Origin of the sequence: Paracoccus ferrooxidans, from assembly GCF_029909815.1 — a bacterium.
GTDB classification, from domain to species: domain Bacteria; phylum Pseudomonadota; class Alphaproteobacteria; order Rhodobacterales; family Rhodobacteraceae; genus Paracoccus; species Paracoccus versutus.
The window spans coordinates 1,256,791-1,276,617 of the sequence record NZ_CP038202.1; the positions used below are offsets into that span (position 1 = coordinate 1,256,791).

The 19,827-nt window shown below is 68.9% G+C and carries 18 protein-coding genes; 7 read left to right on the top strand and 11 right to left on the bottom strand.

Annotation, left to right across the window (positions count from 1 at the left end; all coding sequences use genetic code 11):
* Positions 1 to 97: 97 nt before the first annotated feature.
* Positions 98 to 1,000 carry a LysR family transcriptional regulator gene (locus E3U26_RS23105; protein ID WP_499107531.1) on the top strand — a complete coding sequence of 301 codons (903 nt, stop codon included), beginning with the start codon at positions 98 to 100 and terminating at the stop codon, positions 998 to 1,000.
* Between the two features lie 23 nt (positions 1,001 to 1,023).
* Here E3U26_RS23105 and gabT read toward each other — a convergent pair whose 3' ends face one another.
* Positions 1,024 to 2,304: an aspartate aminotransferase family protein gene (gene gabT / locus E3U26_RS23110; protein WP_499106791.1), complete on the bottom strand. Its 1,281-nt coding sequence runs from the start codon at positions 2,302 to 2,304 to the stop codon at positions 1,024 to 1,026.
* Positions 2,305 to 2,447: 143 nt separating this feature from the next.
* Between gabT and E3U26_RS23115 the strand changes: the two genes are divergently transcribed.
* Positions 2,448 to 3,026, top strand: coding sequence for a cupin domain-containing protein (locus E3U26_RS23115; protein WP_036753347.1), 579 nt, complete (start codon positions 2,448 to 2,450; stop codon positions 3,024 to 3,026).
* On the opposite strand, the gene E3U26_RS23120 is transcribed toward E3U26_RS23115, so the two are convergent.
* The 5 genes from E3U26_RS23120 to E3U26_RS23140 form a co-directional block, all read right to left on the bottom strand.
* The gene (locus tag E3U26_RS23120; protein WP_072462269.1) at positions 3,023 to 4,456 is read right to left on the bottom strand and encodes an NAD-dependent succinate-semialdehyde dehydrogenase; all 1,434 of its coding nucleotides are present in this window, start codon (positions 4,454 to 4,456) and stop codon (positions 3,023 to 3,025) included. The genes E3U26_RS23115 and E3U26_RS23120 overlap by 4 nt on opposite strands.
* 130 nt (positions 4,457 to 4,586) lie before the next feature.
* Positions 4,587 to 4,955 (bottom strand): hypothetical protein, encoded by a 369-nt coding sequence (locus E3U26_RS23125; protein ID WP_147278991.1) that lies wholly within the window; start codon positions 4,953 to 4,955, stop codon positions 4,587 to 4,589.
* A 60-nt stretch (positions 4,956 to 5,015) separates the two neighbouring features.
* Positions 5,016 to 5,519, bottom strand: coding sequence for a hypothetical protein (locus E3U26_RS23130; RefSeq protein WP_499106794.1), 504 nt, complete (start codon positions 5,517 to 5,519; stop codon positions 5,016 to 5,018).
* 51 nt (positions 5,520 to 5,570) lie between these two features.
* The gene (gene lepA / locus E3U26_RS23135) at positions 5,571 to 7,370 is read right to left on the bottom strand and encodes a translation elongation factor 4 (RefSeq protein WP_036753359.1); all 1,800 of its coding nucleotides are present in this window, start codon (positions 7,368 to 7,370) and stop codon (positions 5,571 to 5,573) included.
* Between the two features lie 41 nt (positions 7,371 to 7,411).
* Entirely contained in the window at positions 7,412 to 8,317 is a 906-nt protein-coding gene (locus E3U26_RS23140; protein WP_116220673.1) for a DMT family transporter, read from the bottom strand.
* Positions 8,318 to 8,421: 104 nt separating this feature from the next.
* Between E3U26_RS23140 and E3U26_RS23145 the strand changes: the two genes are divergently transcribed.
* From E3U26_RS23145 to E3U26_RS23165, 5 genes are all read left to right on the top strand, one after another.
* Complete coding sequence (locus E3U26_RS23145; protein WP_036753366.1) at positions 8,422 to 8,607, top strand: heavy-metal-associated domain-containing protein; 186 nt, start codon at positions 8,422 to 8,424, stop codon at positions 8,605 to 8,607.
* A 167-nt stretch (positions 8,608 to 8,774) separates the two neighbouring features.
* Positions 8,775 to 9,080, top strand: coding sequence for a hypothetical protein (locus E3U26_RS23150; protein ID WP_072462232.1), 306 nt, complete (start codon positions 8,775 to 8,777; stop codon positions 9,078 to 9,080).
* 7 nt (positions 9,081 to 9,087) lie between these two features.
* Positions 9,088 to 9,768, top strand: a complete 681-nt coding sequence (locus E3U26_RS23155; protein ID WP_214274477.1) for an NAD-dependent deacylase — start codon at positions 9,088 to 9,090, stop codon at positions 9,766 to 9,768.
* 181 nt (positions 9,769 to 9,949) lie between these two features.
* Positions 9,950 to 11,095, top strand: coding sequence for an alpha-D-ribose 1-methylphosphonate 5-triphosphate diphosphatase (locus tag E3U26_RS23160; RefSeq protein WP_072462234.1), 1,146 nt, complete (start codon positions 9,950 to 9,952; stop codon positions 11,093 to 11,095).
* 103 nt (positions 11,096 to 11,198) lie between these two features.
* A complete protein-coding gene (locus E3U26_RS23165) occupies positions 11,199 to 11,537 on the top strand; it encodes a carboxymuconolactone decarboxylase family protein (protein ID WP_449045815.1) in 339 nt (112 codons plus the stop codon).
* A gap of 21 nt (positions 11,538 to 11,558) precedes the next feature.
* On the opposite strand, the gene E3U26_RS23170 is transcribed toward E3U26_RS23165, so the two are convergent.
* Genes E3U26_RS23170 through glgC form a run of 5 tightly spaced genes read right to left on the bottom strand, consistent with a single transcriptional unit; the run spans position 11,559 to position 19,784 of the window.
* On the bottom strand, positions 11,559 to 13,190 hold the full coding sequence (locus E3U26_RS23170; protein WP_499106799.1) for a phosphohexomutase domain-containing protein: 1,632 nt from the start codon (positions 13,188 to 13,190) through the stop codon (positions 11,559 to 11,561).
* A gap of 10 nt (positions 13,191 to 13,200) precedes the next feature.
* Entirely contained in the window at positions 13,201 to 15,036 is a 1,836-nt protein-coding gene (locus tag E3U26_RS23175; RefSeq protein WP_499106801.1) for a 4-alpha-glucanotransferase, read from the bottom strand.
* Positions 15,029 to 17,122 carry a glycogen debranching protein gene (glgX, locus tag E3U26_RS23180; RefSeq protein ID WP_499106803.1) on the bottom strand — a complete coding sequence of 698 codons (2,094 nt, stop codon included), beginning with the start codon at positions 17,120 to 17,122 and terminating at the stop codon, positions 15,029 to 15,031. Before glgX ends, E3U26_RS23175 begins: the two co-directional genes overlap by 8 nt.
* Entirely contained in the window at positions 17,122 to 18,525 is a 1,404-nt protein-coding gene (glgA, locus tag E3U26_RS23185; RefSeq protein WP_499106805.1) for a glycogen synthase, read from the bottom strand. Before glgA ends, glgX begins: the two co-directional genes overlap by 1 nt.
* On the bottom strand, positions 18,522 to 19,784 hold the full coding sequence (gene glgC, locus E3U26_RS23190; RefSeq protein ID WP_072462239.1) for a glucose-1-phosphate adenylyltransferase: 1,263 nt from the start codon (positions 19,782 to 19,784) through the stop codon (positions 18,522 to 18,524). The genes glgA and glgC overlap by 4 nt, the downstream gene beginning before the upstream one ends.
* Between the last annotated feature and the right edge of the window lie 43 nt (positions 19,785 to 19,827).

Sequence of the window (19,827 nt, forward strand, 5' to 3'; positions counted from 1 at the left end):
CCTCATGCGCTGATGCTTGTCGGTTCATTCATTACCGCTTTCAAACCGGGCCGGAAAATGGATAATCCTCATTACTTCATGCATGGGATGAATGTTCTTGCGGCAAAGGCGCTTTCTTCCGAACCTCAGCCTGCTGCTGGCCTTCGACGCGGTGATGCGCACCGGCTCGGTCACGGGCGCGGCGCAGGACCTGGGGCTGACGCAAAGCACGGTCAGCCGGCTGCTGCAAAGCCTTGAGGCGCAACTGGGGCAGGAGCTGTTCATCCGCCACAAGAAGCGCCTGGCCCCGACCGAAGCGGCCGAGCGCTATTTCCGCGACATTTCCGCGGCGCTGGACCTGGTCCAGCGCGCCAGCATGTCGCTGATCGCCAATCCCGACGGCGGCAGCCTGGACCTGGCCGTGCTGCCGACCTTTGCCACGCGCTGGCTGGCGCCACGGCTGCCGGATTTCCTGTCGGCGCATCCGGGCGTGTCGATCAACCTGACGACGCGCTTTCGCCGCTTCAGCTTCGACGAAGAGCCGTTCGACGCGATGATCTTCTACGGCCGGGACGACTGGCCGGGGGCCGAGCACCTGAAGCTGTTCGACGAAAGGCTGACCGCCTGCGCCGCGCCCGACCTGCTGGCGCGGCGGCCGGTGACGGCGCCCGCCGACCTGGCCGGGATGGTGCTGCTGCAATTGCCGACCCGTCCCGATGCCTGGCAGGCCTGGTTCCGGGGCCAGGGGGCCGAGCCGCCGGCGCCGCTGGAGGGTATGATGATGGACCAGTTCTCGATGATGATCCAGGCGGCGATCTCGGGGCTGGGGATCGCGCTGCTGCCCGACTACCTGGCCCAGGTCGAGATCGCCGAGGGCCGGCTGGCGCCGGTGCTGCGGCAGGGGGTGCCGGGTAGCGGCGCCTATTGGCTGGCCTGGCCCACGCGCAAGGCCGGGCTGAAGCCGCTGGCGGCCTTTCGCGACTGGATCGCCGCCCGCATGGCGCGGGACGGCATGGGTTAAGGGGCGGCCGGGGCCGCCCGCTTTCAGGCCGGGACCAGCACCGCCTCGATGGCCGCTTCCAGGATCGCCAGCGCTTCGGACAGCTGCGCGTCGGGGATGGTCAACGGCGGCAGCAGGCGGATGACATTATAGCGCGTGCCGCAGGACAGCAGGATCAGCCCCCGCGCCTCGGCCTCGGCCACGATGGCGGCGGTCAGCTGCGGGTCGGGCTGGCTGCGGTCGCCGGCCTGCACCAGTTCGAAGGCGTCCATCGCCCCCAACCCGCGCACGTCGCCGATGGCCGGGAAGCGTCCCGCCAGCTTCTGCAGGCGCGCGCGGATGGCCAGGCCGATTTCCTCGGCGCGGGCGCAAAGGTCTTCGTCCTCGACCACCTCCAGGACGGCAAGCGCTGCGGCGATGGCCAGCGGGTTGCCGGCATAGGTCCCGCCCAGCCCGCCGGGCGCCGGCGCGTCCACGATTTCGGCCCGCCCCGTCACCGCCGACAGCGGAAAGCCCCCTGCGAGCCCCTTGGCCATGGTCACCAGGTCGGGCGCGACGCCGGAATGCTGGAAGCCGAACATGCGGCCGGTGCGGGCCATGCCGGCCTGGATCTCGTCGCCGATCAGCACGATGCCGTGGCTGTCGCAGATCCGGCGCAGCGCGGCCAGGAACTCGGGCGGCGCGACGTTGAAGCCGCCCTCGCCCTGCACCGGCTCGACGATGATCGCCGCCACGCGCCGCGGGTCGATGGACGAGGCCAGCAACGTCTCGAGATGCGCAATCGCCTGCGCCGTGGTCACGCCCGCCATGGCGTTCGGGAAGATCGCGTGATGGATCTCGGGCGGCATGGCGCCGAAACCGGCCTTGTAGGGCGCGACCTTGCCGGTCAACGCCATGCCCAGAAGCGTGCGGCCATGGAAGGCACCGTTGAAGGCGATCACGCCCGAGCGCCCGGTAAAGGCCCGCGCCATCTTCACCGCATTCTCGACCGCCTCGGCGCCGGTGGTGGCGAACATGGTCTTTTTCGCGAAATCGCCGGGGGTCAGCGCGTTCAGCCGCTCGGCCAGGGCGACATAGGTTTCATAGGGCGCGACATGGAAGCAGGTATGGGTGAAGTCCTGCATCTGGCGCTGGACCGCCTCGATCACCCTGGGATGGCGATGGCCGGTGTTGTTCACCGCGATGCCGGCGGCGAAATCCAGCATCCGCCGGCCATCCGCGGTCCAAAGCTCGGCATTCTCGGCCCGGACGGCATAGATGTCCCGCGTGCCGACGCCGCGCGCCACCGCCGCCTTGCGCCGGTCGATCAACTGTCTCGATTCCATGTGCACACCTCCATGCTGACGCAATCGCAATACACGATGCTCAATATCTTGAGCAACAGGTTTCTTGGAATCCTCGCATGCCCGCAATGCTGGTGCGCAGTCGCCAGCCCTGATAACCTGCGCAAAACGGCATCGGGGCAAGGATGAGCGATTTCGACGTAGGCGCACGGCTGAAGGAATTGCGCAGCGGCGCGGGCCTGTCGCAGCGGCAGCTGGCCGAGGCTTCCGGCGTGCCGCATGGCCAGGTCTCGATGATCGAGACCGGGCGCTCCAGCCCCTCGGTCGCCTCGCTGCGCAAGATCCTTGGCGGGCTGGGCGTCACCATGTCCGAGTTCTTCGAACCGGACCTGCCGCAAAGCCCGCAGCCCTTCTTTACCCCGGCCGAGCTGCGCGACCTGACTTCGCGGCTTTACTCGGCGACGCAGGGGCCGGTCGGGCGCATGACCCTGCGCCAGGTCGGCGACGCGCGGCTGCACAACCTGCAGGTCCTGCACGAACGCTATGAGCCGGGCGCCGACACCGGCGAGACCATGCTGGCCCATCACGGCAGCGAGGGCGGCATCGTCATCGCCGGCGAGATCGAGCTGACCGTGGGCGACCAGAGCCGAGTGCTGAAGGCGGGCGACAGCTATCTCTTCGCCTCGAACCAGCCGCATCGCTTCCGCAATGTCTCGGATCGCGAGGCGGTGGTGGTCAGCGCCTGCACGCCGCCCTATCTCTAGCCCTTGCGAGTGACCAGGCGGGTTTGCAGATAGGCGCCGATCGCCTCGGAACCGCCCTCGGTGCCCATGCCGGAATCGCCGATGCCGCCAAAGGGCAGTTCCGGCAGCGACAGGCCGACGTGGTTGATCGTCAGCATCCCGGCCTGGATCTCGTCCTGCAGCCGCTGCGCGCGGGCCGAACTGCCCGTCCAGGCATAGCTGGCCAGGCCATAGGGCAGCCGGTTCGCCTCGGCAAAGGCCTCGTCATCGCTGCGGAACCTGTTGACCACGGCGATGGGACCGAAGGGCTCCTCGTTCATCACCGCCGCATCCGCGGGCACGTCGGCCAGCACGGTCGGGGCAAAGAACCAGCCCTCGTTGCCGATGCGCGCGCCGCCGGTCGCCAGCCGCGCGCCGCGGTCCAGCGCATCGCGGATCAGCCGCTCGATGGCGGGGATGCGGCGGGCGTTGGCCAGCGGTCCCATGGCGCTGTCCGGGTCCGTGCCCGGCCCGACCTTGGCGGCAGCCAGCGCGGCGGTGAAGCCTTCGGTAAAGCGATCCGCCACGCCTTCCTGCACCAGGAAGCGGGTGGGCGAGATGCAGACCTGCCCGGCATTGCGCAGCTTCGCGGCCGCCATGGCCGAGACCGCCGCATCCACATCGGCATCGTCGAAGACCAGCACCGGCGCGTGCCCGCCCAGCTCCATGGTGGCGGGCTTCATGTGCAGCCCGGCCATCGAGGCCAGCTGCTTGCCCACCGCCGTCGAGCCGGTGAAGGACACCTTGCGGATCACCGGATGCGGGATCAGGTAGCCCGAGATCTCGGCCGGGTCGCCATAGACCAGGTTCACCACCCCCGCCGGCACCCCGGCATCGGCAAAGCAGCGGATCAGCTCGGCGGGCGAGGCCGGGGTCTCCTCGGGCGCCTTGACGATGATGGTGCAGCCCGCCGCCAGCGCGGCCGAGACCTTGCGAACCGCCTGGTTGATCGGGAAATTCCACGGCGTGAAGGCGGCGACCGGGCCCAGCGGCTCCCGGATCGTCAGCTGGGTGACGCCCGGCACGCGGGGCGGGATGACCTGGCCATAGGTGCGCCGGGCCTCTTCGGCGAACCATTCGATGATCTCGGCGCCGGCCATGGTCTCGACCCGCGCCTGGGCCAAGGGCTTGCCCTGCTCGGCCACCATCAGCGCGGCGATGGCCTCGGCCCGCTCGCGCAAAAGCGCCGCCGCCTTGCGCATCAGGTCCGAGCGCTGCAGCGGCGAGCTGCGCTTCCATTCGGCAAAGGCGCGGTCGGCGGCGGCCAGCGCCTCGTCCAGGTCGGCGATGCCGGCATGGGCGACGCGGCCGATCTCGGCGCCGGTGGCCGGGTTCAGCACCGGCAGGCTGCGCCCGTCCCGCGCGGGGCGCCAGGTTCCGTCGATGAAAAGCTGCGTGTTCGGATAGCTCATCCTGTCCCCCTGCTGGAATCGGCCGTCGGCCGCTTCGGTCATAGGGCAAGGCCGGGCGGTTTTCAATCCGCTTGCTCAATATCCTGAACGCCGGCTTGCAGCATGATTGCGCATCGGCAGGGGCCCTGCCCTAGCCTCCGCCGCCGCCGCCGAACAGCAGGTTGAAGAATCGCGAGCCGATAACGAACGAGCCGACGGTGACGATCCCCGCCGCGAGCGTCATCTTGGTTCCCAGGGGCACCTCTGCCCCGGTCTTGGTCCGACCGAACAGCTGAAAGAAGAATGCCAGGATCACGACAAAGGACGGCAGCAGGTTTTCCAGCAAGGTATCCTTGCTCAGATAGGTCAGATAGGCGACCAGCAGCCCGATAAAGGAAAAGAATGTCAACTCGAATGGGGCGAGAACCTTTTCCCCTTCATCGAAGCGGATGAAAAGCAGCAGGACCAGCGGAAAGGCGATCGCGAAGAATATGGCGGGCAGCAGGTCCGAAAGCGCCAAAAGGAAATTGAAAAGCGAAAGCTCGGCCCGCTCGGCGATGTTGCCCCAGTTCAACGCCATCTATTCCTGCCCCAGCCGGCAAGGATCGCTGGCATAGCAACTGTTCAGGCGATCCCTGGAACTGGCGGCCTCGTCCCGATAGATGCCCATGAACTGGTCATAAAGCCTGTAATACCGGCTGGAGGACTTGTTCGACACCGAGCATTGCCCGCGTTCCTCGGCGATCCGGTAGTCGTAATTGCTTTTCTCGTTCGGGGAAAGGTCGCCCCTGCCGGCGGCGGCATTCACCCTGGTCTCGACAATAAGCAGATCCCGGCAGATCTGGTCTATCGACTCGTTGAACGCCTCGAGATGGGTGACCCGGTAAAGCTCCAGATCCCGGCGATACTTGATCAGGCTGTCCAGTTTTTTCAGGCTGTTATCGACCTGCGGAAAGGCTTCGCTCAGCAGCTGCCGCTGGGTCTGCACATTGATCGGGACCGGGAAGCCGAAATCGTCGCCCTCCTGGGCGAAAGCTCCCGTGCCCAGGGAAAAACCCGCCAGTAAAACGAATGCAACACGCATACCATTCCCCGATGTGGCGCGAATCCATGCTGCCACAATCCGGGGAATGTGTCATCCATCCATCTTCAACGCCTGGATGAATGCCGTCTGCGGGATCTCGACCTTGCCGAACTGGCGCATCTTCTTCTTGCCGGCCTTTTGCTTTTCCAGCAGCTTCTTCTTGCGCGTCGCGTCGCCGCCATAGCATTTCGCCGTCACGTCCTTGCGCATCGCCGACAGCGTCTCGCGCGCGATCACCCGGCTGCCGATGGCGGCCTGGATCGGGATCTTGAACATGTGGCGCGGGATAAGCTCTTTCAGCTTTTCCACCATCGCCCGGCCGCGGCTTTCGGCGCGGTCGCGGTGGACCATGATCGACAGCGCATCCACCGGCTCGTCATTCACCAGGATCGACATCTTGACCAGATAATCCTCGCGATATTCCGAGAGCTGGTAATCGAAGCTGGCATAGCCCTTGGTCACGGATTTCAGCCGGTCGTAGAAATCGAACACCACCTCGGCCAGCGGCAGGTCATAGACCACCATCGCCCGGTTGCCGGCATAGGTCAGGTCCATCTGGATGCCGCGGCGGTCCTGGCAGAGCTTGAGCACGTCGCCCAGGTATTCGTCCGGCACCATGATCGTGGCCTTGATGCGCGGCTCTTCGATATGGTCGACATGGGTCAGGTCGGGCATGTCGGCGGGGTTGTGCAACTCGCGCACTTCGCCGTCGCGCATGTGCAGGCGGAACACCACCGAAGGCGCGGTGGTGATCAGATCGAGGTCGTATTCGCGCTCCAGCCGGTCGCGGATCACCTCGAGGTGCAGAAGGCCCAGGAAGCCGCAGCGGAAGCCGAACCCCAGCGCGGCCGAGGTCTCCATCTCGTAGGAAAAGCTCGCGTCGTTCAGCGCCAGCTTCTCGATGGCATCGCGCAGCGCCTCGAAGTCGTTGGCATCGACCGGGAAGAGGCCGCAGAAGACCACCGGCTGCGCCGGCTTGAAGCCCGGCAGCGGCTTGTCGGTGCCCTTGCGCTCATGCGTGATGGTGTCGCCGACGCGGGTGTCGCGCACCTGCTTGATCGAGGCGGTCAAGACGCCGATCTCGCCCGGCCCCAGCTCGGCGATGTCCTGCATCTGCGGGCGCAGCACCGCCAGCTTGTCGATGCCGTAGACGGCGTTGGTCTGCATCATGCGGATGCGGTCGCCCTTGCGGATAACCCCGTCCATGACCCGGATCATCACCACGACGCCCAGATAGGGGTCATACCACGAATCGACCAGCATCGCCTTCAGCGGCGCGTCGCGGTCGCCCTTGGGCGCCGGCAGGCGGGTGACGATGGCCTCCAGCACGTCGGGGATGCCAAGCCCGGTCTTGGCCGAGATCTCGATGGCGTCCTGGGCGTCGATGCCGATCACGTCCTCGATCTGTTCCTTGACGCGGTCGGGCTCGGCCGCGGGCAGGTCGATCTTGTTCAGCACCGGCACGATCTCGTGCCCGGCGTCGATGGCCTGGTAGACATTGGCCAGCGTCTGCGCCTCGACCCCCTGGGTCGCGTCCACGACCAGAAGCGAGCCCTCGACCGCGCGCATCGACCGGCTGACCTCATAGGCGAAGTCCACGTGGCCGGGGGTGTCGATCAGGTTCAGCACATAGGTGCGCCCGTCCTTCGCCGGGTATTCGATGCGCACGGTGTTGGCCTTGATGGTGATGCCCCGCTCGCGCTCGATATCCATGCTGTCGAGCAGCTGGGCCTTCATGTCGCGTTCGGCGACCGTGCCCGTCAACTGGATCAGGCGGTCGGCCAGGGTGGATTTGCCGTGGTCGATATGGGCCACGATCGAGAAATTGCGGATGAGGTCAAGGTCGGTCATGGCCGGGCTATACAAGGGCTTTGGCGTTGCGGAAAGGGGGTTCATGCGGCCGTGACAAAGCCGGCCTCGCGCAGCCGGCGCCGGCGCAGCGCGGCCTCGCGCCACATGGTATAGCAGCCCGAGACGACGATCAGCCCGGCGCCCAGAAGCGTGGGCAGGTCGGGACGTTCGTCGAAGACCAGGAAGGCCAGGATCAGCGCAAAGACCAGCCGGGAATAGCGATAGGGCGCGATGGCCGAAGCCTCGCCAATGCGGGTGGCGGCGACCAGCAGGGCATAGCCGCCGACGCCGACGACCATGCAGCCCGCCAGCTGGCCCAGCTGCACGGCACCGGGCCGCGCAAGCGGCTGGCCCAGGGCGGCCCACATGGCGAGCCCGCCCAGCATGATCGCCAGAAAGGCCGAGCCGGCGATCTGGTCCGAGGGGATGCTGTCGGGGATGCGGCGCGTCGCCAGGTCGCGCACCACCAGCGCCACCACGGCAAGCAGGGCCATCAGCGAGACCGGCTGGAAGCCCGCAAATCCCGGCCGCACGATCAGCAGCACGCCCGCGAAGCCCACGGCGATCGCGCTGCAGCGGCGCCAGCCCACCGGCTCGCCCAGAAACAGCGCCGCGCCCAGGACGATGAAAAGCGGCAGCGCCTGCAGGATCGCCGAGGTCGAGGAAAGCTCGCTCAGCGCCAGCGCCACGGTAAAGCCGATGGCGCCCACAACCTCGCCCAGGTTGCGCAAGAGCAGCAGCGGATGCAGCAGCTGGCGCGTCCAGAAGCGCCGACGCCGACGCAGGAGCGAGGCCCAGAAGGCCAGGAAACCCATGCCGCCCACCATGGCCAGAACCTGCGCATAGGGCAGGCCCATGGTCATCAGCTTGACGAACATGTCCTCGAAGGCGAACAGCGCCATGGACAGGACCATCAGGATCGCGCCACGGAAGTTTTCAGTGACCATCGGTCGCAGCCTCATGTGGGGGAGTTGCGCCCGCGGCGCCTTGGCGCGATCATAGCCGCGTTGCCGGGCAGGCGAAAGGTCCGGGCAGGCGAAAGGATGCACCGATGAAATTCCGCGTCGAGGACATGAGCTGCGGCCATTGCACCGCCGCCATCGAAAAGGCGGTGGCCGAGGCGGGCGGCAGGGCCGCGACCGACCTCGCCGGCCGCAGCGTCACGGTCGAGGGGCTGGATGCCGCCCGCGCGGCCGAGGTGATTCGCGAAGCCGGCTATACGCCGGAACCGGCCTGAGCGCATATCTTGGGGCGCGCGCGCCCGCAGCCGCCATCCTTGGATCCCCTGCGCCGCCCCGCCGCAATTGAGGCGAGGGGCGGCTTCTGCTAAGCTGCGCCGGACAAGAACGCGGCCGAAAGAGGGTGCCCAGCCCCGCTGCCGTGGCAGGAGCCGAGGAGACAGAGATGTTCAACCGATTGATGATCGCCGCCGCCGCGGTGGTGCTGACCACGCCGCTCGCCGTGGCGGGCCCGATCGATTCCGCCTGCGTCCGTTCGGAACGCGGCGCCCGCAACGGCCAGGCCTGCCGCTGCATCCAGCAGGTCGCCGACCAAACGCTGTCGCGCTCGGACCAGCGGCGCGCGGCGCGCTTCTTCCGCGACGCCGATGCGGCGCAAGAAGTGCGGATGTCGAAAAGCGACGCCGACAACGCCTTCTGGGCGCGCTACAAGAGTTTCGCCGCCGCGGCCGAGGCCTATTGCACGCGCTGAGGCGGGGATGCGCATCACCGTGCTGACGGGGGCCGGCATCTCGGCCGAAAGCGGGATCAGGACGTTCCGCGCCACCGACGGGCTGTGGGAAGAGCATCGCATCGAGGATGTCGCGACGCCCGAGGGCTTCCGCCGCGACCCGGCGCTGGTGCATCGCTTCTACAACCAGCGCCGCGCCGATGCCGCCCGCGCCCGGCCCAATGCGGCGCATCGGGCGCTGGCGCGGCTGGCGCAGCGCCACGAGCTGACCCTGGTCACGCAGAACGTGGACGACCTGCACGAACGCGGCGGCTCGCCCGAGGTGATCCACATGCACGGCAGCCTGCTCGGCGCGCTCTGCGCCGGCTGCGGGCACCGCTGGCCGGCGGCGCTGGTGATGCGCCCGCCCGATCCCTGCCCGGCCTGCGGCCAGGCCCTGGCCCGGCCAGACATCGTCTGGTTCGGCGAGATCCCCTATCACATGGAGCGGATCTGGCAGGCGGTCGAAAGCGCCGAACTCTTCGCCGCCATCGGCACCTCGGGCCTGGTCTATCCGGCCGCGGGCCTTGCCCAGCACGCCCGCCGCAACGGCGCCGAGACGATCGAGCTGAACCTGGCGACCTCGGCCGTCAGCCGCGACTTCTCCGACCGCCGCACCGGCCCCGCCACCCTGGTGGTGCCGGAATGGGTCGATGCGCTCTGCGGCTGACCCCTCCCGCGTTTTTCTCCGTTGCAAAAATACCCCGGGGGAACGCCGGGCCGACCCCATCGAGGGGCCGGCCCGGCGTGGGGGCAGAGCCCCCAGGCGCCCCCTGCAACCCGCACCGCGCTTGACCAGGGCGGCGCAATCGGCCACCCCTGGCCTGCGCCCCGCAACCCCAAGGCCCGCCATGACCCGCACCATCCTTGCCAATGCCCGCCTGATCCTGCCCGGGACCGTAACCCCCGGCGCGCTGGTGCTGGAAGACGGCGCCATCACCGCGATCCAGCCGGGCAACGCCGTGCCGGCCGGCGCGCTGGACATGCAGGGCGACTTCATCGCCCCCGGCATGGTCGAGCTGCATACCGACAACCTGGAGCGCCACATCCGCCCCCGCCCCGGCGTGGACTGGCCCCATGCCGGCGCCATCCTCGCCCATGACGCCGAACTGGCGGGCTGCGGCATCACCACGGTCTTCGACGCCATGCGCGTGGGCTCGATCCCGAACGAGGGGCCGGACCAGGATTACGACAAATATGCCCGCGAGCTGGCGCATGAACTCGCCGCGCTGCGGGCGCGGGGCGCCTTGCGCATCAGCCATTTCCTGCACCTGCGCGCCGAGATCTGCTCGCAAACCCTGCTGGCCGAGCTGGACGAATTCGGCCCCGAGGACCGGGTCGGCATCATCAGCCTGATGGACCACACCCCCGGCCAGCGCCAGTTCCGCGACATCTCGAAGCTCGCGCAATACGTGCAGGGCAAGTACAAGCTCTCGGACGCGGCCTTCGCCGAGCATGTCGCCCGGCTGCAAGACCTGCGCGCCCGCTTCGGCGACCGCCACGAGGCGGCGGCAGTCGAGATCGCGCATCGGCTGGGCGCGGTGCTGGCCAGCCATGACGACACCACGGCCGCCCATGTCGCGCTTTCGGCCGGCCATGGCGTGCGGCTGGCCGAGTTCCCGACCACGCCCGAGGCGGCGGCCGCCTGCCACGACCACGGCATCATGGTGATGATGGGCGCGCCCAACCTGATCCGCGGCGGCAGCCATTCCGGCAATGTCTCGGCGGCGGAGCTGGCGCGGGCCGGGCACCTGGACATCCTGTCCTCGGATTACGTGCCCTCGGGGCTCCTGGCCGGGGCGCTGATCCTGGCGCGGATCTGGGACGACCTGCCGCGCGCCATGGCGACGGTGACGGCCAATCCGGCGCAGGCGGCCGGGCTGAACGATCGCGGCCGCCTGGCGCCGGGGCTGCGCGCCGACCTGATCCGCTTTGCCATGCTGGACGAGGCGACGCCGGTCATGCGCGAGACCTGGGTGCGCGGGCGCCGGGTCTGATCCTTGCCGCGAACCTACGAAAATTCGTAATTTCCTTGACCTGGATCAAGCCGTTCCGGCCGGCACCGGGCTAGCCATGCCCGGCCCAGAAGGAGTGCGAACCATGAGCTACAAGGCAAAGATCGACGAGATGCGCGGCGAATTGCGGGTGATGAACAAGGCCATCCCCGACACTACAAAGGGCTTCGGCGCGCTGACCAGGACGGTGCATGACGGCGGCGTGCTGGACGCCAAGACCAAGGAGTTCATCGCCGTCGGCATGGCCATCGTCCAGCGCTGCGAGCCCTGCATCCTGTTCCATGTCGAGGCGCTGATGAAGGCCGGCGCCACCCGCAAGGAACTGGGCGACGTGCTGTCCATGGCGATCCAGATGAGCGGCGGGCCCGGCCTGATGTATGCCGGCCGGGCGCTGGCCTGCTGGGACGAGCTGGCGGCGGGCTGATCCCGCCGCCGCAAGGCGCGCTCAGGTGATGACGTCGGGCGCGGCGCGGCCGGTGCGGGCGCGGATGCCGGCGATCTCCTCGGCGGCGGCGATGACCGCGGCCAGCGCCTGTTGCGGGTCGTCCTGCATCCGGGCCGGGTCGGTCTCGACCCGCTCCAGATAGACGCGCAGCGTCGCCCCCTCGGTTCCGGTGCCCGACAGGCGCAGCACGATGCGGCCGCCGCCCTCGGTCATGATGCGCAGGCCCTGCCCCTCGCTGCGCGAGCCGTCCACCGGGTCGTCATAGGCGAACTCGTCCGCCGCCTCGATCCGCAGCCCGGCGGCACTCCGGCCCGGCAATTCGGCCAGCCGGTCGCGCAGGGCCGCCATCAGCTCGGCCGCGGCCGCCGCATCCACCGCCTCGTAATCGTGGCGCGAGTAATAGTTGCGGCCGTATCGGGCCCAATGGTCGGCCATGATCTCGGCCACGGACTGCCGGCGCTCGGCCAGCAGGTTCAGCCAGAACAGCACCGCCCAGAGCCCGTCCTTTTCCCGCACATGATCCGAGCCGGTGCCGGCGCTTTCCTCGCCGCAGAGCGTGGCGCGGCCTGCATCGAGCAGGTTGCCGAAGAACTTCCAGCCGGTGGGCGTCTCGTAGCAGGCGATCCCAAGGCTCTCGGCCACCCGGTCCAGCGCGCGCGAGGTCGGCATCGACCGCGCCACCCCCTTCAGCCCGCCGGCATAGGCCGGGACCAGCGTGGCATTGGCCGCCAGCACAGCAAGGCTGTCCGAGGGCGTGACGTAGCAGCCCCGCCCGACGATCATGTTGCGGTCGCCGTCGCCATCCGAGGCGGCGCCGAAATCCGGCGCACCCTCGCCGAACATCGCCTGCATCAGATCCTTGGCCCAGATCGGGTTCGGGTCCGGGTGGCCGCCGCCGAAATCGGGTTTCGGCTCGGCATTCACCACCGAGCCCGCGGGCGCCCCCAGCGCCCCTTCCAGGATCGCCCTGGCATAGGGGCCGGTCACGGCATGCATGGCATCGAAGCGGATGCGAAAGCCGTCCGCGAACAGCGCGCGGATCTTGGCGAAATCGAAGATCTGCGCCATCAGCGCCTGGTAGTCGGCGACGGGATCGACGACCTCGACCTCCATGCCGCCCAGGGTGGTGGTGCCGGGCCGGGACAGGTCCACGTCCTGCGCGTCGAGGATGCGGTATTCCGTCAGCGCCTTGGTCGCCTCGAAGATCGCCTCGGTCACGGGCTCGGGCGCGGGGCCGCCGTTGGCGGTGTTGTACTTGACGCCGAAATCCTCGGTCGGGCCGCCGGGGTTGTGGCTGGCGGACATGATGATGCCGCCGTCCGCGCCGCGCAGCCGGATCAGGTGCGAGGCGGCGGGGGTGGACAGCAGCGCGTTCTGGCCGACGATCACCTTCTTCGCCCCGCTCGCCGCCGCCATGCGCAGGATGACCTGCGCGGCGCGGTCGCCGAAATAGCGCCCGTCGCCGCCCAGCACATAGGTCTTGCCCGCGGCGCCGCCGGTGCCGTTCCAGATCGCCTGGACGAAGTTTTCCAGGTAATGCGGCTCGATGAAGACCGGGGTCTTCTTGCGCAGGCCCGAGGTGCCGGGCTTCTGGCCCGCGATGGGCTGGGTCGGGACGGTGTGAACGGTCATGGACCTCTCCTTAGCGTTCGTGGTCGCGCATGATGCTGGCAGTCCGCGCGACCGAGGGCAATGCCGGGAAATCCCCGGCCGCCACCGGCAGGCGCAGCTGCCAGTTCGGATATTCGCCGACCGTGCCGGGCAGGTTCGGCTGGTCGGCCATATCGAGCAGCAATTCCGCCTGCACCGCCACCAGAAGCGACGGGGTGCGGGCCAGGAAATCGTGCAGCATATCGACGCCGGGATCGGGCAGCAGCCGGTCGAAGGCGGCGACCTCCTCGGCGCGTTCCTGCTGCTGGGCGGCGGTTTCCTGCCCGGCAATGCGGGCGCGGGCGGTTATGTCGGCGCCCTGCCGCCAGCCGCGCCAGGTCGGCAGGTCGTGGGTCGAGAAGCTGGCGATGGCGCCGCGGTCATAGGATTCGGCCGCGCGAAAGGCGGGCGGATGCCAGCCGTCGCGCTCGAACATCGCCACGCGGCAACCAAGGATGCCCGAGGCCGCCAGCGCCTCGCGCAGCCCCTCGGGGATATTGCCCAGATCCTCGCCGACGATGACCGCATTGCCGGCGCGCGCCGCCTCGATCCGGGCCACGGCCAGCATGGCGTCGCGCGGCATGGCGACATAGGCGCCGGGGGCCGCGTCGGGCACCCAATAGGCGCGCTCGAAGCCCAGGATGTGGTCGATGCGCAGCACGCCCGCGAATTGCAGCTGGCGGCGCAGGGTTTCCGCCAGCGGCGCATAGGCCCGCGCGCGCAGGCCCAAGGGGCTGAAGGGTGCGAGCGACCAGTTCTGCCCCTCGGGCGCAAAGGCGTCGGCCGGAGCGCCCAGCGAGGCGCCGAAGGCGAAGCTCGCGCGATCCTCCCATGTCTCGGCGCCGAAGGGATGGGTGCCGACGGCGAGGTCCAGGTAAAGCCCATGCGCCATGCCGCCGTCGCGCGCCGCCTGCCCGGCCGCCGCCAAGGCCCGCTCGGCCCGCCATTGCAGCCAGGCGTGAAAGCGCATCTCTGCGGCCAGTTCCGCCCGCGCGGCGATGGCAGCGGGCGTGTCGGGCGAGGCGAGCGTCGCCGGCCAATCGCCCCAGAAGGCACCCAGCCGCGCCGACAGCGCCTGATGCAGGGCAAAGCGTTGCAGGCCCTCGCCCTCGGCCGCCTGCCAGGCGTCGAAACCGGGATCGCCGGGGAAGGCGTCGTATTCCGCCCGCAGCGCCGCCATGCGGGCCGGGATGTCGCGGGCGTAATCGACGCGCGGGCCGGGCGAGCCCGCGCCGCCGGGCAGGTGGATCACGTTCAGCCGCCGGCGGTGCGAGGGGGTATAGGGGCTGAAAAGCTGCGGCACGGTCGGGAAACCGGCATGGACCGGGTTGATGCCCAGAAACGCCGCCCCCTTCCCGCCCATACCCTGCGCCAGGGCCGCAAGGTCGGCATAGCTGCCGATCCCCGTTTCCGAGATGCCGTAAAGCGGCGCGACCAGCCCCCAGCAGCGCGCCGGCTCGGGCAGGCGCGGCGGCGCGGCGAGCAGCGTCAGCTCGCGCCCCTCGGCCCGCAGGCGATGGATGCCCAGCGGCAGCTCGGGCAAGGGGCCGTTGCCCTCAGCCTCGGCGCCATTCTCGAAGGTCAGCTGCCAGTCGCCGAAGGACAGGTCGGGGCGCGAGCCGGCGGCGCAGATCACGTCCTGCGGCAGGCGGTCGGCATGGTCGTCCAGCGCCGCCTGCGCCTCGGCCGCGGTCGGCACGGCCAGGCCCATGGCGGCAAGCAGCGCCACCGCCGTCTCGACCGAGGTCGCGCGCCATTGCCCGGCAAGGTCGTGAAAACCCGGCAGCACGCCCATGCGCTCCGCCAGGGCCAGGCGCGGGTCAGTCATCCTCGCGCTCCAGATCGAAGGCCAGGACGGATTGGCCATCCACCGCCAGCCGCTCGGCCTCGACCACATGCGGGGCCAGGTCGGGGCGGCTGGTGTCCAGGTGCAGCCGCCAGCGCCAGCCCGCGGGGCGTTCGGGCAGCACCACCTCCAGCGGGTCGCCGTTGTTGAAGACCAGGAACAGCGCCTCTTCGCGCTGCGCATATTCGGGGGTGCCGGCGGCCATGCGCAGCTCGGCGCAAAGCACGCGCAGCTCGGGGTTGCCCCAGTCGGCCGGCGTCATCCCGGCCCCGTCCGGGCGCAGCCAGAACAGGTCGGGCAGCCCGTCGGTCAGACGCGGGCGCGAATGCAGGAAGCGTTTCTGCCGCAGGATCGGATGGGCGCGGCGAAAGGCGATGAGCTTGCGGGTGAAGTCCAGGAAGGCCGGGTCGGCGCCGTCCCATTGCACCCAGCCGATCTCGTTGTCCTGGCAATAGGCGTTGTTGTTGCCGGCCTGCGAATTGCCCAGCTCGTCCCCGGCCAGCAGCATGGGCGTGCCCTGCGACAAAAGCAGCGTCGCCAGCAGGTTGCGGCGTCGCCGCGCGCGGGCATCGAGGATCGCGGGATCGTCGCTGGGCCCCTCGGTGCCCATGTTGTCCGAGAAATTCTCGGAATGGCCGTCGCGGTTCTCCTCGCCATTGGCGGCGTTGTGTTTTTCGCAATAGCTGACCACGTCCATCAGCGTGAAGCCGTCATGCGCGGTCAGGAAGTTCACCGAGGCCGTGGCGGGCCGGCCGGAATGGTCGAACTGCCGGGCGGAACCCGCCATGCGGTCGGCAAGCTCGGGCACCTGCCGGGCGTCGCCGCGCCAGAAGCGGCGGATGCCGTCGCGATACTTGTCGTTCCATTCCAGGAAGGGCGGCGGGAAGCCGCCCAGCTGATAGCCGCCGGGGCCGATGTCCCAGGGCTCGGCGATCAGCTTGACCCGCGTCAGCACCGGATCCTGCCGGATCGCGTCGAAGAACGAGGCGCTGCGGTCGAAGCCGCCGCGCGCCCGCCGCCCCAGCGTCGCGCAGAGGTCGAAGCGGAATCCGTCCACATGCATGACCTCGACCCAATAGCGCAGGCTGTCCATGACCATGCGCAGCACCATCGGGTGGTTGACGTTGAGCGTGTTGCCGGTGCCGGTGTCGTTGATGTAATAGCGCGGATCCTCCTGCAGCCGGTAATAGCTGCGGTTGTCGAGGCCGCGGAAGCTCAGCGTCGGGCCAAGCTCGTTGCCCTCGCCGGTGTGGTTGTAGACCACGTCCATGATGACCTCGATGCCGGCGGCATGCATGCGGGCGACCATGTGCTGGAACTCGGCGATCTGATCCTTGGCCAGGTAGCGCGGATCGGGGGCGAAGAAGCCCAGCGTCTGGTAGCCCCAATAGTTCACCAGCCCCTTTTCCAGCAGGAAGCGGTCGTTGAGGAAGGCCTGCGCCGGCAGCAGTTCCAGCGCGGTGATGCCCAGGGACTGCAGATGCTCCAGCACCGGGTCCGAGGCGAGGCCCAGGAAGCTGCCGCGATACGGGACGTCGGGATGCGCTTCGGTCAGGCCCTTGACATGGGCCTCGTAGATCACCGTCTCGGCGATGTCGCGGCGCGGCGGCTGGTCGGCGCCCCAGGCGAAGGAGGGATCCTCGACCACGCAGCGCGGCATGAAGCGGGCGCTGTCGCGGCGGTCGAAGCTCAGGTCGGATTCGGGCGCGCCGACGGTATAGCCCATCAGCGCGTCGTGCCAGACCGGGTGCCGGGTCAGCCGCTTGGCATAGGGATCGAGAAGCAGCTTGTGATAGTTGAAGCGGTGCCCCTCGGCGGGCGCATAGGGGCCGTCGGCGCGCAGCCCGTAAAGCTGGCCGGGGCGCAGGCCGGGGACATAGCCGTGCCAGACGTCGCCGTCGCGTTCCGGCAGGTCCAGCCGGTGCGTCTCGGTCCGGCCGTCGGGGGAAAACAGGCACAGCGTCACCCGCCGCGCATGTTCGGAAAACACGGCGAAGTTCACCCCCTCGCCGTCGAAGGTCGCGCCCAGCGGTTCCGCCCGGCCCTCGAGGATGCGCAGCAGGGTCATCAGGCGGCCATCGCCCCGAACAGCTGGGCATAGGCGCGGGCCGAGGCGTCCCAGCCCACCGGATGCGCCATGGCGTTTTCCATCATGCGGCTCCAGACCGCCGGCTGGCGCCAGAGCGCGCAAAGCCGGGACAGCGCGCGGGACAGCGCCTGGGCATCGACCGGGTGGAACTGCACCCCGGTCGCCACCCCCGCGGCCAGCCCGGCGGCCGAGGCGTTGATGACGGTATCGGCCAGCCCGCCGGTCAGCGCCACCAGCGGCAGGGTGCCGAAGCGCAGCCCGTAAAGCTGCGTCAGCCCGCAGGGCTCGAAGCGCGAGGGCACCAGGATGGCGTCGCCGCCGGCGATCATGCGGCGCGACAGCGGCTCGTCATAGCCCAGCCGCAAGGCCACGCCGGGATGGCGGGCGGCGGCCTGGGAAAAGGCGGCCTCGAGTCCAGGGTCGCCCGAGCCCAGCACCGCCAGCTGGCCGCCGTTGTCGAGCAGCGTGGGCAGTGCCTCGATCAGCAGGTCCAGCCCCTTCTGCCCGGTCAGGCGCGAGACGACGACGCAAAGCGGCCCATCCGCCTCGGGCAGGCCGAACTCGTCGCGCAGCGCGGCGCGGTGGGGCGCCTTGCCCTCGGGCGTGGCATAGGGCGGCTTCCAGGCGTCCAGGTCGATGCCGTTCAGGATGCCGGTGAAGTCGGCGGCGCGGTCGGCCAGCACCCCCTCCATCCCCATGCCGTATTCGGGGGTCATCAGCTCCTCGGCATAGGTAGGGCTGACGGTCGAGACCTTGTCGGCAAAGACGATCCCCGCCTTCAGCGCCGAGATCCGGCCCCAATATTCGAAGCCGCGCGGGTTGAAGAGATGCGCCGGCAGTTGCAGCGCCGACAGCATATGCGCCGGCGCAAGGCCCTGGAAGGCGATGTTGTGGATGGTCAGCAGCGTCCGCACGTCCCGCACGCCCGCCTGGCGCAGATAGACCGGGGTCAGCCCCGCCTGCCAGTCGTGCAGGTGCAGCACCTGCGGCCGCCAGCCCTCGACCCCATCGGCGGCGATCAGGGCGGCGGCCTTGCACAGCGCGGCGAAACGCTGCGGATTGTCGGGCCAGTCGCGGCCGTCCGGGCCCAGGTAGATGCCGCCCTGCCGGTCGAAAAGATGCGGCGCGTCCAGGATGTAAAGCACCGCCTTTCCCAGCGCGCCGCGCCGGATGCGGGCCGGGCCGCCGAACAGCTCCGGGATCTCGCGCACCACCGGCGCCTTGGCCGCGGCCCCCAGCACCGCCGGATAGCCGGGCAGCAGCACCCGCATCCCGACCCCCTGCCCGGCCAGCGCCGCCGGCAGCGCGCCCGCCACGTCGGCAAGGCCGCCGGTCTTGACCAGCGGCACGCATTCCGAGGCGACGGACAGAACCCTTGTCATAAAGACGCTTCCCTTCGATCCAGCATGTCCTGCGTGATCAGCGTGACACCCCCTTCCGAGACGCGGAACCATTTCGCGTCCTCTTCCGGGTCTTCGCCGACGACCAGCCCTTCGGGGATTCGAACGGCGCGGTCAATGACCACATTGGTCAAACGCGCGTGTCGGGCGACATTGGCATAGGGCAACACCACCGCGCGCTCCAGGCTGGAATAGGAATTGGTGTGGACCTGGGTGAACAACAGCGACTCGCGGATCTCGCTGCCCGAGATGATGCAGCCGCCCGAGATCAGCGAACTGACGGCGCTGCCGCGGCGGTCGGGCTCGTCATGGATGAACTTGGCCGGCGGCACCAGTTCGGAATAGGTCCAGATCGGCCAGTCGCGGTCCCACAGGTTCAGGTCCGGGTTGAAGTCGGTCAGATCGATATTCGCCCGCCAGAAGGCATCGACCGTGCCCACGTCGCGCCAATAGACCGGCTCGCCGTCCGAGCGCACGCAGCTGTCGGCAAAGCGATGCGCCTGCGCCTTGCCGTCCCTGACGATCTGGGGGATCAGGTCGTTGCCGAAATCATGGCTGGAATTGTCGTCCTGCATGTCGCGGATCAGCAGGTCGCGCAGGAAATCCCAGCGAAAGACATAGATCCCCATCGAGGCCAGCGTCACCTCGGGGTCGTCCGGCGTTCCCGGCGGATCGGCGGGCTTTTCCAGGAAGCTGGTGATGACGTCGTTGCCGTCCACCGCCATGACGCCAAAGGCCGATGCCTCGGCCCGCGGCACGGTCAGGCAGCCGATGGTCACGTCCGCGCCCGCCTCGACATGATGGCGGATCATCAGCTCGTAATCCATCTTGTAGATATGGTCGCCGGCCAGGATCAGCACGTAGTCGACGCCGTAGCTGTCGATGATGTCGATGTTCTGCGCCACCGCATCGGCCGTGCCGCGATACCACATCGATTCGTCGTAACGCTGCGAGGCGGGCAGGATGTCCAGGAACTCGTTGCGCTCGGCGCGAAAGAAGTTCCAGCCGCGCTGGACGTGGCGGATCAGGCTGTGGGCCTTGTATTGCGTGGCCAGCGCCATCTTGCGGATGCCCGAGTTCAGCGCATTCGACAGCGCGAAGTCGATGATCCGCGACTTGCCGCCGAAATAGACCGCCGGCTTCACGCGCTTGTCGGTCAGCTCGCGCAGGCGCGAGCCGCGGCCGCCGGCCAGAATGAAGGCCATGGATCTTCTGGAAAGCCTTTCCTCACGCGGTGCCATCTCTCTGCCCTCCCCCTTTTTGCCCGGCGCGCGGGTGTGGTTG

Excerpts from the sequence above, each read along its gene's own strand:
- E3U26_RS23155 (WP_214274477.1), top strand. The coding sequence starts at position 9,088 with ATGCGCATCACCGTGCTGACGGGGGCCGGCATCTCGGCCGAAAGCGGG.
- E3U26_RS23150 (WP_072462232.1), top strand. The coding sequence starts at position 8,775 with ATGTTCAACCGATTGATGATCGCCGCCGCCGCGGTGGTGCTGACCACG.
- E3U26_RS23175 (WP_499106801.1), bottom strand. The coding sequence starts at position 15,036 with ATGACTGACCCGCGCCTGGCCCTGGCGGAGCGCATGGGCGTGCTGCCG.
- lepA (WP_036753359.1), bottom strand. The coding sequence starts at position 7,370 with ATGACCGACCTTGACCTCATCCGCAATTTCTCGATCGTGGCCCATATC.
- E3U26_RS23145 (WP_036753366.1), top strand. The coding sequence starts at position 8,422 with ATGAAATTCCGCGTCGAGGACATGAGCTGCGGCCATTGCACCGCCGCC.
- gabT (WP_499106791.1), bottom strand. The coding sequence starts at position 2,304 with ATGGAATCGAGACAGTTGATCGACCGGCGCAAGGCGGCGGTGGCGCGC.
- E3U26_RS23120 (WP_072462269.1), bottom strand. The coding sequence starts at position 4,456 with ATGAGCTATCCGAACACGCAGCTTTTCATCGACGGAACCTGGCGCCCC.
- E3U26_RS23170 (WP_499106799.1), bottom strand. The coding sequence starts at position 13,190 with ATGACCGTTCACACCGTCCCGACCCAGCCCATCGCGGGCCAGAAGCCC.
- E3U26_RS23130 (WP_499106794.1), bottom strand. The coding sequence starts at position 5,519 with ATGCGTGTTGCATTCGTTTTACTGGCGGGTTTTTCCCTGGGCACGGGA.
- glgA (WP_499106805.1), bottom strand. The coding sequence starts at position 18,525 with ATGACAAGGGTTCTGTCCGTCGCCTCGGAATGCGTGCCGCTGGTCAAG.
- E3U26_RS23160 (WP_072462234.1), top strand. The coding sequence starts at position 9,950 with ATGACCCGCACCATCCTTGCCAATGCCCGCCTGATCCTGCCCGGGACC.
- E3U26_RS23165 (WP_449045815.1), top strand. The coding sequence starts at position 11,199 with ATGAGCTACAAGGCAAAGATCGACGAGATGCGCGGCGAATTGCGGGTG.
- glgX (WP_499106803.1), bottom strand. The coding sequence starts at position 17,122 with ATGACCCTGCTGCGCATCCTCGAGGGCCGGGCGGAACCGCTGGGCGCG.
- E3U26_RS23115 (WP_036753347.1), top strand. The coding sequence starts at position 2,448 with ATGAGCGATTTCGACGTAGGCGCACGGCTGAAGGAATTGCGCAGCGGC.
- E3U26_RS23140 (WP_116220673.1), bottom strand. The coding sequence starts at position 8,317 with ATGGTCACTGAAAACTTCCGTGGCGCGATCCTGATGGTCCTGTCCATG.
- glgC (WP_072462239.1), bottom strand. The coding sequence starts at position 19,784 with ATGGCACCGCGTGAGGAAAGGCTTTCCAGAAGATCCATGGCCTTCATT.